Origin of the sequence: Streptomyces sp. KL116D, from assembly GCF_030766975.1 — a bacterium.
Classification (GTDB): Bacteria; Actinomycetota; Actinomycetes; order Streptomycetales; family Streptomycetaceae; genus Streptomyces; species Streptomyces longispororuber_A.
On record NZ_JASERH010000118.1, the window covers coordinates 1 to 12320 of the forward strand.

Genomic DNA, 12320 nt, shown 5'->3' on the forward strand with positions numbered 1-12320 from the left:
CGGGGGCGTCGTGGGGGGCTCGGTGCGCGGTTGCCGGGGCACGGCGGTGACGGCGCCGAGCGGGGCGATGGGGGCGGCCGGTGCGGCCGGTGCGGGGTGGGAGGCCGGTGTGGTGGTCGGTGCGGGGTGGGGGGCCGGTGTGGTCGGGGTGTCGGCGGGGCGGATGGCGGCGCTGTGTCCGTTCGCCGCGGCGGCCTGCGGTCCGAGCACGCTGTCGGCGGTCGCCGCGGCGGCGGCCCTGCGGACGTGGGGGGTCCGCTCGGCGCCGTCGTCGCGGTCCGTGCCGAGCAGTCCCTGCGGCAGGACGAGGACGGCCTGGACTCCCCCGTAGATGTTGGTCTGCAGCCGTACGGTGATGCCGTGCCGCCGGGCGAGCTGCGACACCACGAACAGGCCGATGCGGCCGTCCTGGAGGAGGCTCGCGACGTTGACCTGGTCGGGGTCGGCGAGCAGCGCGTTCATCTTGTTCTGCTCGGTGACGGGCATGCCGAGGCCGCGGTCCTCGACCTCGACGGCGAGCCCGGAGGTCACCAGGTTGGCGCGGAGCAGGACTTGGGTGTGGGGGGCGGAGAACACCGTGGCGTTCTCGACGAGTTCGGCGAGGAGGTGGATGCAGTCGGCGACGGCGTGGCCGCGCAGGGTGCCGTCGATCGGCGGGACGAGTTTGACGCGGGAGTACTGCTCGACCTCGGCGATCGCCGATCGCATCACCTCGGTCATGGAGACGGGGTGGCTCCACTGGCGGCGGGACACGGCGCCGCCCAGGACGGCGAGGTTCTCCGCGTGCCGGCGGATGCGCGTCGCCAGGTGGTCGACGTGGAAGAGCCCCTTGAGCAGGTCGGGGTCCTCCACGTCGTTCTCGAGGTCGTCGAGGATGGAGATCTCGCGGTGCACCAGGGACTGCAGGCGCCGCGCGAGGTTCACGAAGACCTCGACCTTCTGCTGGCTGCCCGCCTGGCTGGAGAGCTGGGTGGCCTGGACGACGGTGGTGACGGCGACGTCCTGGGCGCGGGCGAGGTCGGCGGCGAGGCGGTCGAAGTCGTCGGCGCCGGGCGCGGGTGCCGCCGCGGCGCGGCGCGGCGGCGGGGCCTCGCCCTTGCGCAACCGCTCGACGAGTCCGCGCAGTTCGGCCTGGCCGCGGGCGCTGGTGCGGCGCAGCCCGACGACCCGGTCGCGGACGGCGGTGGCGGCGCGGTCGGCGGCGACGGCGGCGATCACGATGCCCGCGACGGTGACGAGGACGGCGGCGGCGAGGACGGCCCAGAGGGTGGCGCTCGGCCGGACGCCCGTGGACCGTACGGCGAACAGGACGGCCGCGCTGGCGCTGAGGGCCACCGCGAGGGGTGGCAGGACGGCGATGCGCAGCAGCTGGGGCCGTATGTGGGTCTCGGACGGATGCGGTGCGGCGGCCCGCCCGGCCGGCCTGCCGTGCCGACCGCCTTCGCGGCGGTCTGCGCGGGCGGCCGGCTGGCGAAGCTGAGACATACGGCGTCCTCGTCCTTGGTTCCGTGGGGGGTCTGTGGCAGCGGTCGCGACGTCGGCCAGGGCGACCCGGCGTCGCGCGGCGGGCACTCACGGTAGTCGTCAACGCCTCATGTGCGGTGGGCAGTTGCCAAACTCCGGCGGCCGACGTCCCGCTCTGGTATGAGTCCTCGTACGGCAGTCCGATTGCCCGATCGGACACCCGTTCGCCCAGGCCGGAATGTCAGTGCCCTCCCGTACGGTCTGCTCCCATGGCAACGAGATTCGACCTCACGCTCGACTGCGCGGACGCGCCGCTGCTCGCCGACTTCTGGCGGACGGCGCTCGGTTACGTGGACGCGCCCCCGCCCGCGCCGTTCGCGACGCGCGAGGAGTGGCTCGCGTCGTTCGGCCCGCTGCCGGGCGGCGGCGACGGGGCGGGCGACGCCGCGGACGACGGGGCGTGGCTGTGCGATCCGGCGGGGGTGGGGCCGCGGCTGAGCATCCTGACGGTGCCGGAGCCGAAGACGGCGAAGAACCGGCTGCACATCGACGTGCGGGTGCCGGGGCACGGTGCACCGGAGGAGCGCTGGGCCCGCATCGAGTCGGAGGCGGACCGACTGGTGCGGGCGGGCGGCACGATCCTGGACGAGTTCGACGGCCACCACATCCTGATGGCCGATCCGGAGGGGAACGAGTTCTGTGTCGCGGCGGCGACCGGCTGAGCCGGGCGGCTGCTCAGCTGCCGCCGGTCAGGCGGTGGCGGCGCAGCCACGCGTCCAGGCGGTCGTAGGCGTGCTCGCGGACGGCGGGCAGCGAGAGGAAGACGTCGTGGCGGGCGTCGGGGATCGGGGTGTCGGTGGTGTCGCCGCCGAGGCTGCCGGCCCACTGGGCGATCTGCCGGACGTCGAGGACGGTGTCGGCGCGGTCGCTGGCCTCGCTGTACGCGGCCGAGTAGTGCGTCTTGTCCGAGCGCAGCACCAGGGTGGGGACGCCCACGTCGAGGCCGCGGTGCAGGGCGGCGTGGCCGCGTCGCACGGCGTTGAGCCAGCCGACCGTCACGGGGAAGCCGTGCAGGGGCTTGAGGTCGAGGTCGAAGTCCCATTCGCCGGTGCCGCTGGTGTGCAGGGTGTCGCCGTAGACGCTGCTGGGGAGGTCGAGGGCGCGGAAGGGGCGCAGGCGCGCGAGGGCGCGCAGGGCCCAGGTGACGGGTCCGCGCAGCACGGGCTTGCCCTGCAGGTCGAGCCAGGGGCTGTTGAGGACGAGGCCGCTGACCGGCGCGGGGCGTCCGGCGCGGCGCCGGCGGTCCAGGTAGAGCGGGGTGATGAGGCCGCCGGTGGAGTGGGCGACGACGAGGACCGGCCGTCCGGGGTGGTCCTCGGCGACGACGTCGAGGGCGCGGTCGAGGTCGGTGTCGTAGCGGGCGAGGTCCGACGCGTAATGGGCGGTCTGTCCGGGGCGGCGGGCCCGGCCGCACTTGCGCAGGTCGAGGCCGTAGAAGGCGAGTCCGCGCGCGGCGAAGAAGTCGGCGAGTCCGGTCTGGAAGAAGTAGTCGGAGAAGCCGTGCACGTACAGGACGGCTCCGTCGGTCCGCTCCCCGGGCCGGACGGTCCGGCGCACGACGACCGCCGCGACCTGCCCCTCCCCCTCGGGGTCGGGGCCGAGTTCGAGGGTGCGTCGCTCGTAGCCGTCGCCGAGGACGTCGGGCTGCCAGTCCGACGGTTCGGTGGGGGGCGCGAGGGGACGCAGGCTGCGGGCCAGGTCGGTGCGGAGCGTGGTGAGCGCGTCCAGGGTGTAGTTCTGGCGCATCAGCCAGGGGCTGCGGTCGCCCTGCCGGGGGAAGCTGTCCGCGGCGCGCCGGACGTAGCCGGACGCCAGGTCGAGCAGCGGGCGCGGGGTGAGCTCCCGGTCCGGCTGCGGGGCGACGGCGGTGTGCCGCTCGCGGTCCATCCAGCCGAGGACCTTGCAGACCAGACGGTGGGTCAGGTCGGCGCGCAGGGTCCAGGACGCGTTGGTGTATCCCACGCAGACGGCGAAGTTCGGTACGCCGCTGATCATGGCGCCCTGCCAGATGTACCGCTCGGAGAGGTCGACCTCGCGGCCGTCCACGCGGGGCCGGATGCCGCCGAAGGGCAGGAGCCGGAGGCCGGTGGCGGTGACGACGACGTCCGCTTCGAGGACCTCGCCGGAGCGCAGCAGGACGCCCTCGGGGACGAAGCGGTCGATGTGGTCGGTGACGACCCGTGCGGTGCCGGCCCTGACCGCCTTGAAGAGGTCGCCGTCGGGCACGGCGCACAGCCGCTGGTCCCACGGGTCGTACGTCGGGGTGAAGTGCTCGGCCACGAGTCCCGCGTCACCGACGAACTTGGTGGACAGCCGGTTCAGGACCTTGCGGGCGGACTGCGGACGGCGGCGGCAGTACTGGTACACGGCGGTGGTGACCGCGATGTTCTTGGCGCGGACGGCGCGGTGCGCCCACCGGTCCGGAAGGACGGCCCTGATCCTCTCGGCGGCCGCGTCCTTCTGCGGCACGGGGCTGATCCAGGTGGGGCTGCGCTGCAGCATCGTCACGTGCGCGGCGGCGTCCTCGCCCTGGAGCAGCGACGGTACGAGGGTGACGGCGGTGGCGCCCGAGCCGATCACGACGACGTGCTTGCCCGAGTGGTCCAGGTCGTCGGGCCAGAACTGCGGGTGCGCGATGCGGCCCTCGAAGGTGTCCGCTCCGGCGAACTCGGGGGCGTGCGGCCGCTCGTAGTCGTAGTAGCCCGCGCACGCGTACAGGAAGCCGCACGTCAGGGTGCGCCGCTCCCGGCTGCGGGGGTCCTCGACGGTCACCGTCCAGCGGCTCGCGGCACTGTCGAAGTCGGCCGCCACGACCCTGCTGGAGTACCGGATGCGCCGGTCGATGCCGAACTCCCGGGCGGTGTCCCGGATGTAGGCCAGGATCGACGGGCCGTCCGCGAGCGTCTTCCCGCCGGTCCAGGGGCGGAAGGGGTAGCCCAGGGTGTACATGTCGGAGTCAGAGCGCACGCCGGGGTAGCGGAACAGGTCCCAGGTGCCGCCCAGGTCCTCGCGCGCCTCCAGGATCGTGTACGTGGCTCCGGGCCGCGCCTCCTGCAGCCGGTACGCGGCACCGATCCCGGACAGGCCGGCTCCGACGATCAGCACGTCCAGGTGCTCGGTGGCGGACGCGGCGGGGGCGGACGCGGTGGCGGCGGACGTGCTGCCGGAGGGGGGCGAGGTGAGGGCCATGGCACTCAGTGTCCGGTGTCGGGCCCTCCCTTTCTTGCCCGAGTGCGACATAGATTTGGCCGAGCGCGACAGAGGCGAGGGGGTTCACGGTGTACATCCGGTCCGCGGCGCTGCGCGGCTTCCGCTCGACGGTCGCCGAACTGGGCGGGGACGCCGAGCGGTTCGTGCGGGCGGCCGGTCTGGGCGCGAGCGCCCTGGACACCGACGACGAGCTGATCTCCGAGCAGGCGACGGCCACGGCGCTGGAGATCGCCGCTCATGAACTGGCCTGCCCCGACCTGGGGTTGCGGATGGCGGCCCGCCAGGACATCGCGATGCTCGGTTCGCTGGCGGTGGCGGTGCAGCACTCGCCGACGCTGGGGGACGCGCTGGAGTGCACGTCCCGCTATCTGTTCGTGCACAGCCGTTCCCTGTCGCTGACGCTGGGTGCCGACCCGGCCGGCGAGCCGGGCACGGCCGCCCTCCTGTACGGTCCCGCGTCCTCCTCGGGCCCGGTGCAGGGCACGGACTGCGGGTTGGGGTTCGTGCACCGGGCGATCCGCTTCCTCGTCGGGGGCGGGTACGGACTGCGCGGCGTCGAACTGCCCTACCGGCCGGCCGCGCCGCCCGGCCGCCACGAGGAGTTCTTCGGCGCGCCGGTCCGGATCGGCCGGCTCGCCCGGGCGGCGGCGCTGCGGGTCCCGACGCGGCTGCTGCACCACGCGATGGGCGACGTCAACGAGAACCTGCGCCGCCTCGCCCTGGCGTTCCTCGCCGAGCAGGCGCCGGGGCGGGTCTCGACCGTCACGCCCCAGGTGCGGGCGGCCGTCCAGGAGTCGCTGGGCACCCGACCGGTCGCCACGCACACGGTGGCGACCCTGCTGTCGCTGCACCCGCGGACCCTCCAGCGGCGGCTGGCGGCGGAGGGCACGTCCTTCGGCGCGGTCGTCGACGACGTGCGCCGGCACACGGCCCGCCGCCTGCTCACCACCACGGACCTGCCGATCGGCCAGATCGCGGCGCTCCTCGGCTTCGCCGAACAGTCGGCGCTCTCCCGGGCGGCACGCCGCTGGTGGGACGCGTCGCCGCGCGCGGTACGGGCGGCGGGACCCACGGGCGGTCACTGAGACGGGGCGTGCGGGCCCGGCCCGGCCCGGCCCGGCCCGGCCGGCTGCGCCCCACCCCGCCCCACCCCACCCCGCCCGCCATGCCGCGACGCTGATCACGCGCCCCCGTACGGAAGTCGCGCCGCTGATCACCCGCCCCCGTACCGAGGTCGCGCCGCCGATCACCCGACCCCAGTACGGCAGTACGGCAGTACGGCGACACGGCCCTACGGAGCGACCGCGACCTCCGGCTCCCCCGAGTCCGCCAGCGGCCCGGCCACCGGCCACCCGCCCTGCGGAAGCGCGGCGACCGGGCGCCACCACTGCTCCGTGGGCAGGGTCTCGGCGGCCGGTTCGAAGGGCTCGCCCGGGCGCGGCAGGGCGATGCGCGCGGCGGTCCTGCGGGCGGCGGTGACGGTGCCCTCGCCCGGCTCGGTCCAGGCGTGCGGCGCCAGATTGAACGTGGCCCAGTGGATCGGCAGCATCGGCCCGGAGACGGGACCGCCCTGGAGGTCGAGATGGGCGCGCACGCCCTGCTCGGGGGTCATGTGGATGTCGGGCCAGAAGTCGGAGTAGGCACCGATCTGGATCATCGTCGCGTCGAACGGACCGAACTCGGCGCCGATGTCCTCGAAACCCTGGAAGTACCCGGTGTCACCGCTGTGGAAGACGCGGTGCTCGGACCCGGCGGCGACCCAGGACGCCCACAGGCTGTGCTGCTGGTTGCGCAGGCCGCGGCCGCAGAAGTGGCGGGCGGGCGTGGCCGTGAGGGTCACTCCGGCGACCGTCGTCGACTCGTGCCAGTCCAGCTCGCGCAGCCGGTCCGCCGGGACGCCCCAGTGCTCCAGGTGAGCGCCGACGCCGAGCGGCACCGCGAAGACGGTGTCGGTGTCGGCCAGTGCCTGGATCGTGGGCATGTCCAGGTGGTCGTAGTGGTCGTGCGAGATCACGACCACGTCGACCGGGCCGAGCGCGGCGAGCGGCAGCGGCACCGGGTGCAGCCGCTTGGGTCCCACGAAGGCGAACGGCGAGCAGCGGTCCCCCCACACCGGGTCGAAGAGCACGCGGACGCCGTCGATCTCCGCGAGGACGCTGGAGTGCCCCATCCAGGTGATGCGCAGCCCGCTCACCGGCGGCTTCGCCAGGTCGGCGAGGGTCGTGGCGTGCACCGGGACGGTGCCGGTGGGGGCGCGGCGGGCGCGCTCCTCCTTGCGGAAGTAGACCTTCGCGAACTCGACCATCGAGCCGTCGGGCCGGGTGCGGGCGCCCTCCGGGTTCTGGAAGGAGCCGTCCGCGAAGTTCGGCGACGAGCGGATCCGCGCCAGGCGGGCCCCCGTGGGCTCGGCGCCGAAGGCGGCGGGCTGCAGCGAACGCAGTCCGGAACTCAGGGAACGTGACACGGCGCCTCCCGTTGATCGATCAGGGATTCCATTATGTGCGCCGCCACCGACAGCGCGCCGCGACCCCCGTCACGACCCCGCGGCCCGAACTGATCCATCATTCAGTAACCGCTCCATTGACAGGGCTCTCGAAGGCTTCGGATACTGACCGACGATTCAGTAAATCCTCTTGGAGGCACCGTGTCGGAACTCCCCACCGAGCTGGTCCCGCTCACCCCCGAGCAGCACGCCGTCGTGGATCTCGCGCGGTCGTTCGCGGCCGACGAGATCCGCCCGCGCGCGCGGGCCGTCGACGAGGCGGACGTGGAGACGCCCTGGGACCTGTGGCGCAGGGCGGCCGAGGTCGGCATCACCGGGTTCATGCTTCCCGAGGAGTACGGGGGCGGCGGCTGCACGGACGTGTTCACCCAGTGCCTCGTCCAGGAGGAGCTCTGCGTGGGCGACCTGGGCATCGGCAACCTGCTCTGCTCGAACGGGTTCTTCGCCGACCCCGTGCTCGCGCTGGGCACCGAGGAGCAGAAGCGCGCCTGGCTGACGCCGCTCACCGGCCCCGACACCCCGATGACCTCGCTGGCCACCACCGAACCCGGCTCGGGTTCCGACGCCGCGTCCATCACCACGGCGGCGGTCCGCACCGCGGGCGGCTACCTGCTCAACGGCCAGAAGGCGTGGATCTCGAACGCGGGCGAGGCCGAGCAGTACGTCGTGTTCGCCAAGACCGAACCCACGATGCGCTCGCGCGGCGTGACCGCCTTCCTGCTGCGCAAGGACACCCCAGGCGTCACCTTCGGCGAGCCGATGCGCAAGATGGGCCAGCGCGCCATCGTGTGCCGCGAGATCTTCTTCTCCGACGCGTTCGTGCCCGAGGAGAACCGGCTCGGTGACGAAGGTCAGGGCTTCGTCGGCCTGATGCGCACCTTCGACGTCTCGCGCGCCGTGCTCGGCGCGGCGGCCACGGGCGTGGCCCGCGCCGCCTACGCGTACGCGCGCGACTACGCGCGCACGCGCGTGCAGTTCGGCAAGCCGATCATCGAGCACCAGGCCGTCGCGTTCCGGCTCGCGGACATGCGCACCCGGGTCGAGCAGGCCCGCCTGATGACGTGGCGCGCGGCCCGTCGCCTGGACGCGGGTCTGGACGCCACCACGGAGGCGGCCATGGCGAAGCTCACCGCGTCGGAGACCGCCGCGTACTGCACCTGGGCGGCCGTCCAGACCCTCGGCGGCTGGGGCTACTCGCGGGAGTTCCCGGTCGAACAGTGGATGCGGGACGCCAAGCTGGAGGAGATCGAGGAGGGCACGTCCGACATCATGCGCCTGATCATCTCGAGGTCGCTGTGACGGCGGCGATGCGTCTGACCGGCGGCGAGGCCGTCGTGCGCGCCCTCGCCGCGCACGGCGTCGTCCGCGCCTTCGGCATCCCCGGCACCCACAACCTGGAGATCTACCGGCACCTGCCGGCGTACGGCGTCGAGCACGTGGCGCCGCGGCACGAGCAGGGCGCCGGGTACGCGGCCGACGCCCACGCGCGCGTGACGGGCGCGCCGGGCGTCGCGATCACCACGACGGGCCCGGCCCTCCTGAACATCGCGGCGGCCGTCGGCCAGGCCTACTCGGACAGCGTCCCGCTGCTCGTGGTCTCCCCCGGCATGCCGCTGCGCCACCCGCGCCAGTCGACGGGGCTGCTGCACGAGACGCGCAGCCAGAGCGAGGCGCTGCGGGGCGTCGCCGCGTTCAGCCACCGGGTGTCGTCGGTGGCGGAGATCGGCGCGGCGGTGGCCCGCGCGTTCACCCTGTTCCGTTCGCAGCGGCCGCGTCCCGCACACATCGAGGTGCCGCTCGACCTCCTGACGGCGACGGAACCGGCGGGCCCGGTCCTCCTCGCCCCGCCCGCCAGGCCGGGCACCCCGGCGCCGGAGCACCTCGAACGGGCCGCCGCGCTCCTGGCGAACGCCGAGCGCCCGGCGCTGGTCCTGGGCGGCGGCGCCCGCGGCGCGGCGGCTCAGTGCCTCGCCCTGGCCGAGCGGCTGTCGGCACCGGTCGTCACCACGGCCAACGGCAAGGCGGTCGTGGACGAGCACCACCCGCTCTCCCTCGGGGTGTCCCTGCACAGCCCCACGGTCCAGAAGTGGCTCGCGGCCCGCGACGTCGTCCTCGCGGTGGGCACCGAGCTGGCCGAGTCGGACCTGTGGTCCGATCCGCCGCCCCTGGAAGGCGCGTTGATCCGCGTCGACGTGGATCCGGCGCAGATGTACGCGAACCACGTCGCGGACGTACCTCTGGTCGGCGATGCTTCGGCGACCCTCATGGCACTGGCGGAGCTGATGCGTCCCGCCAGGGGCGCGGGAAAGGGCGCGGGCGACCACGACGAACCGGCCCCCGCCCGGGCACCCGGGTCCCCCACCCCCGTAGGCGCCCACACAGAGGCCGCAGCCCTGCGGACGACCCGCGACGACGAGACCCGCGCGCGGGACGCCCACTGGCTCCCGTACCTCGCCGCCGTCCAGGAGACCCTCGCCCCGGACGCCGTCGTCACCTCGGACAGCGCCCAGTGCTGCTACTACGGCGCGCTGCCCCACCTCACCCTGGGCCCGGAGGCCCGCTACCTCCACCCGACCGGCTTCGGCACGCTCGGCTACGCCCTCCCCGCCGCGATCGGCGCGAAGTCCGCCCACCCCGACCGGCACGTCGTGGCGCTCAGCGGCGACGGCGGCCTCCAGTTCACCGTGCAGGAGCTGGCCACGGCCGCCGAGCTCCGACTGCCGCTCCCCGTCGTCGTGTTCGACAACGCGGGCTACGGCGAGATCCGCGACGAGATGACCGCACGCGGCGACACTCCTGTCGCGGTGAACCACGCGCGCGTGGACCTGGCCGCGCTCGCCCGCGCCTACGGAGGACACGGCGCCACCGCCCGCTCCCCCGGCGAACTGGCCGCGCTCCTGGCCACCGCCCTCACCACACCGGGCCCCACCCTGATCACCGTCCACGAGGAGACCGCATGACCACCCCCACGACACCCCTCATCCAGCTGACCTGGACCGACCACGTGACGGGCCGCAACGGCTACCTGGTCGTCGACCGCCTCGTCAGGGGGGTCTCCAGCGGGGGCCTGCGGATGCGGCCCGGCTGCACCCTCGACGAGGTGGCGGGGCTGGCGCGCGGCATGACCATGAAGGAGGCGCTGCACTACGACCCGCAGGGCCGGTACATCCCGCTCGGCGGGGCCAAGGGCGGCATCGACTGCGACCCGCGGGACCCGGAGGCGTACGGCGTCCTGGTGCGCTACCTCCGGGCCATGCGCCCGCACATCGAGTCCTTCTGGACCACCGGCGAGGACCTGGGGCTGACGCAGGACCTGGTCGACAGGGCGGCGGCGGAGGCGGGCCTCGTGTCGTCCATCCAGGCCGTGTACCCGCTCCTCGACGACGAGGCGGCCGCGCGCGAGCGGCTCGCCGCCGCCTTCGCGGTCGACGTCGACGGGATCGGCCTGGACGAACTCGTGGGCGGCTGCGGGGTCGCCGAGTCCGTGCTCGTCGCCCTCGACCGGGCCGGCGTCCCGCACGAGGGCACCCGGGTCGCGCTCCAGGGGCTCGGCACGATGGGCGGCGCGACGGCCCGCTTCCTGGCGCGGGCAGGGCTGCGGGTGGTCGCGGTCGCCGACCTGAAGGGGACCGTCGCCAACGACGCGGGCCTCGACGTGGAGGCCCTGCTCGCGGCCCGCGACGCCTACGGGACCGTGGACCGCACCGCGCTGCGCCCGCAGGACCGTGAACTCCCGTCCGACGCCTGGCTGTCGGCCGACGCGGACGTGCTGGTGCCGGCCGCGGTGTCGTACGCGATCGACGCGGCGAACCAGGGCCGGATCACCGCCCGCTGGATCGTCGAGGCAGCCAACATGCCGGTCCTCGCCGAGGCGGAGGAACTCCTCGCGGCGCGCGGCGTCACGGTCCTGCCGGACGTGGTCGTCAACTCCGGGACTAACGCCTGGTGGTGGTGGACCCTGTTCGGCGACATCGGCGCCGACGCCGACGAGGCGTTCGCGTACACGCGGCGCTCGATGCGTGCGCTCATCGACCAGATGCTGGCGCGCGCCGAGTCCGACGGGACGACCCCGCGGGCCGCCGCGCACGCGATCGTCGCCGACCGGCTGCCCGTGCTCGCGGAGCGGTTCGGGTGGTACCGGTGACCGCGCCCGCCGCACCTTCGGCGGACGACGGCCCCGCCACGCCCGCCGCACCCCCGGCGGACGACGGCCTCACCGTGCTCTACGACCCGGCGTCCGTCGCGGTCGTGGGCGCCTCCGACAACCCGGAGAAGTGGGGCTACTGGCTGGCCACCGGCGCGCTGAGCGGCCGGGCGCGGCGCGCCGTCCACCTGGTCAACCACAAGGGCGGCGGGCTGGCGGGCGAGCCGTTCCTGCCGGATCTGGCGGCGCTGTCGGACCCGCCGGAGCACGTGGTCGTCGCGGTGCCGCCCCGCCACGTGCGGCCGGTGGTCGCCGAGGGACTGGCCGCGGGGGCGCGCTGCTTCACCGTCATCACGTCCGGCGGGGCGGGCGGCGCGCAGGAGCGGGCCCTCGCGCAGCTGGTCACCTCGAACGGCGCGCGGCTGCTCGGCCCGAACTGCATGGGCGTCGTCGACACGACGAGCCAACTGCGGCTCAGCTGGGGCGACTTCCCGGCGGGCGGGCTCGGCCTCGTCTCGCAGAGCGGGAACCTGGCGCTGGAGATCGGCCGGCAGCTCGCCCGCGCGGGCCAGGGCTTCTCCCGGTTCGTCTCGCTGGGCAACCAGCGGGACATCGACGCCGCGGACGCCCTGGCGTCGTTGATCGCCCACGAGCCGACGAGAGCGATCGCGGCGTACGTGGAGGACTTCCGGGACGGCCGGCGCCTCGCGGGCGTCCTGGCGGCCGCTCACGCCGCGGGCAAGCCGGTCCTGCTGCTGACCGTGGGGCGCAGTGGGGCCGCGGGCCGCGCGGCCGCCTCCCACACCGGCGCCCTCGTCAGCCCGTACGCCACGGTCGCCGCGGTGTGCCGGGACGCGGGGGCGCTGCTCCTCGGCTCGGCGGGCGAACTCGTCGACGTCGCCGTGCACTTGATGGCGCTGCGGGCCCGGCCGGCCGTCC

9 protein-coding genes are annotated in these 12320 nt (G+C 74.6%); 6 read left to right on the forward strand and 3 right to left on the reverse strand.

Annotation, left to right across the window (positions count from 1 at the left end; translation table 11 throughout):
* A partial coding sequence (locus RBJ77_RS44975; RefSeq protein WP_372350265.1) for a sensor histidine kinase occupies positions 1–1485 on the reverse strand: 1485 nt, incomplete at its 3' end.
* A gap of 248 nt (positions 1486–1733) precedes the next feature.
* On the opposite strand from RBJ77_RS44975, the gene RBJ77_RS44980 reads away from it, so the two are divergent.
* Positions 1734–2186 (forward strand): VOC family protein, encoded by a 453-nt coding sequence (locus RBJ77_RS44980; RefSeq protein ID WP_372350266.1) that lies wholly within the window; start codon positions 1734–1736, stop codon positions 2184–2186.
* 13 nt (positions 2187–2199) lie between these two features.
* On the opposite strand, the gene RBJ77_RS44985 is transcribed toward RBJ77_RS44980, so the two are convergent.
* Positions 2200–4713 (reverse strand): alpha/beta fold hydrolase, encoded by a 2514-nt coding sequence (locus RBJ77_RS44985; RefSeq protein WP_372350267.1) that lies wholly within the window; start codon positions 4711–4713, stop codon positions 2200–2202.
* An 89-nt stretch (positions 4714–4802) separates the two neighbouring features.
* Between RBJ77_RS44985 and RBJ77_RS44990 the strand changes: the two genes are divergently transcribed.
* Positions 4803–5819 carry an AraC family transcriptional regulator gene (locus tag RBJ77_RS44990; protein ID WP_372350268.1) on the forward strand — a complete coding sequence of 339 codons (1017 nt, stop codon included), beginning with the start codon at positions 4803–4805 and terminating at the stop codon, positions 5817–5819.
* Positions 5820–6025: 206 nt separating this feature from the next.
* Here the strand turns inward: RBJ77_RS44990 and RBJ77_RS44995 are convergent, their stop codons facing one another.
* Positions 6026–7198, reverse strand: coding sequence for an MBL fold metallo-hydrolase (locus tag RBJ77_RS44995; RefSeq protein ID WP_372350269.1), 1173 nt, complete (start codon positions 7196–7198; stop codon positions 6026–6028).
* Between the two features lie 180 nt (positions 7199–7378).
* Between RBJ77_RS44995 and RBJ77_RS45000 the strand changes: the two genes are divergently transcribed.
* The 4 genes from RBJ77_RS45000 to RBJ77_RS45015 form a co-directional block, all read left to right on the forward strand.
* Positions 7379–8536, forward strand: coding sequence for an acyl-CoA dehydrogenase family protein (locus RBJ77_RS45000; RefSeq protein WP_372350270.1), 1158 nt, complete (start codon positions 7379–7381; stop codon positions 8534–8536).
* A gap of 8 nt (positions 8537–8544) precedes the next feature.
* Entirely contained in the window at positions 8545–10197 is a 1653-nt protein-coding gene (locus RBJ77_RS45005; RefSeq protein ID WP_372350271.1) for a thiamine pyrophosphate-dependent enzyme, read from the forward strand.
* Positions 10194–11381: a Glu/Leu/Phe/Val dehydrogenase dimerization domain-containing protein gene (locus tag RBJ77_RS45010; protein ID WP_372350272.1), complete on the forward strand. Its 1188-nt coding sequence runs from the start codon at positions 10194–10196 to the stop codon at positions 11379–11381. Before RBJ77_RS45005 ends, RBJ77_RS45010 begins: the two co-directional genes overlap by 4 nt.
* On the forward strand, positions 11378–12320 hold a 943-nt coding region (locus RBJ77_RS45015; RefSeq protein ID WP_372350273.1), incomplete at its 3' end, for a CoA-binding protein. The genes RBJ77_RS45010 and RBJ77_RS45015, both read left to right, overlap by 4 nt.